The organism is Antrihabitans stalactiti, assembly GCF_012932915.1.
GTDB lineage: Bacteria > Actinomycetota > Actinomycetes > Mycobacteriales > Mycobacteriaceae > Antrihabitans > Antrihabitans stalactiti.
This window is the reverse complement of record NZ_VCQU01000024.1, coordinates 1-1,446: the sequence shown is the minus strand read 5'-3', so window position 1 is coordinate 1,446 and position 1,446 is coordinate 1. Positions and strand designations below refer to the sequence as shown.

Genomic DNA, 1,446 nt, shown 5'->3' with positions numbered 1-1,446 from the left:
CCCTAAGGTTGTTGGTGTCTGGGGTTGGTGCCCTGGATGCCCAGGGCGGTGGGGTGTAGCTGATGATCGGATGCCGCTTTTGTGGCTCGAAAGGAGTGGCTGCCCCGCCGTGCTGGACGCTCCGGCCGCTTATTGAGATCTGATGCGAAATCGTCGCTGTTTAGGGACCTGCCGGCGGGTCGTCCACGGGCCTGACCTGCGACGACAGGAGTTCTGATGACAAATCGATCGATGGTGTGGATAGGGATCGACGTCGGAAAGTTCGCGCATCATGCGTGTGTGGTCGACGACGCTGGCAAGGTCTGCTGGTCGCAGAAGATCGCCAATGATCAGCGTGCGATCGACGGATTGGTCGAACGCGCGCTCGGGACCGGCGACCGGGTGCAGTGGGCGATCGACTTGACCAGTCCGCTCGCGTCGATGCTGATCACAGTCCTGCTGACCGCCGCACAGTCGGTGGTCTACGTGCCGGGCCGGGTAGTCAACACCATGACCCATACCTTCCGCGGCGAGGGCAAAACCGACGCGAAGGACGCACGGGTGATCGCCGAAACCGCCCGGCTGCGTAACGATTTGGCCGAAGTCACCATGCCCCACGAGCTCGCGGTCGAATTGACGCAGCTCACCGCCTACCGCACCGATCTGATGGCGGAGAGGGTTCGCGGTATCAATCGACTGCGAGCGCTGCTCGGCTCCATCTTCCCCGGACTCGAGGCGGCGTTCGACTATTCCACCCGCACCGCGCTGATCCTGGTCACCGGGATGTGCACGCCGAATGAGATCCGCTCGGCCGGAATCGACGGTGTGACAGACCATCTCGTGAAGAACAAGGCATGGCCGGCGGGTATCGCCAAGACCGCCGCCGCCACCGTTGAAGCCGCTCGAGGTCAGGACATCGCCCTGCCCGGTGAAGCCGGCACCGCCACGCTGATCAAGCGGCTGGCCCGCAAGATGCTCGACCTCGACCGCGAGATCAAGGACACCGACAAACTCATCGCCGAGCATTTTCGGCGTCATCCCCACGCGCGGATCATCGAATCCTTGCCCGGCATGGGCCCCGGGCTCGGCGCGGAATTCGTTGTGGCGACCGGTGGAGATATGGCCTCGTTCGCGACTGCGGGCAGGTTGGCATCCTATGCCGGATTGGTCCCTGTCCCAAGAGATTCCGGCCGGGTCAGCGGAAACATGCACCGTCCGAAACGGTACAACCGCCGGCTGCGCCGAGTCTTCTACATGGCCGCGTTGTCCAGCCTCAAAATGGCAGGGCCCTCGCGGGCCTTCTACGACCGCAAGCGGGGCGAACGGATGATTCACACCCAAGCGCTCCTCGCCCTCGCCCGCCGGCTCGTCGACGTCCTCTGGGCCCTGCTCCGCGACAGACGGGAATTCACCTCGGAAGTCCCAGCTCGACTCACAGCTGCGGCTTGACACGGTCATTGAGACTCC

The 1,446-nt window shown here is 64.0% G+C and carries 1 protein-coding gene; it reads left to right on the top strand.

What is annotated here, in order from left to right; all coding sequences use genetic code 11:
* Positions 1-216 precede the first annotated feature (216 nt).
* Complete coding sequence (locus FGL95_RS31945) at positions 217-1,428, top strand: IS110 family RNA-guided transposase (protein WP_169595023.1); 1,212 nt, start codon at positions 217-219, stop codon at positions 1,426-1,428.
* Positions 1,429-1,446 lie beyond the last annotated feature (18 nt).

Excerpts from the sequence above, each read along its gene's own strand:
- FGL95_RS31945 (WP_169595023.1), top strand. The coding sequence starts at position 217 with ATGACAAATCGATCGATGGTGTGGATAGGGATCGACGTCGGAAAGTTC.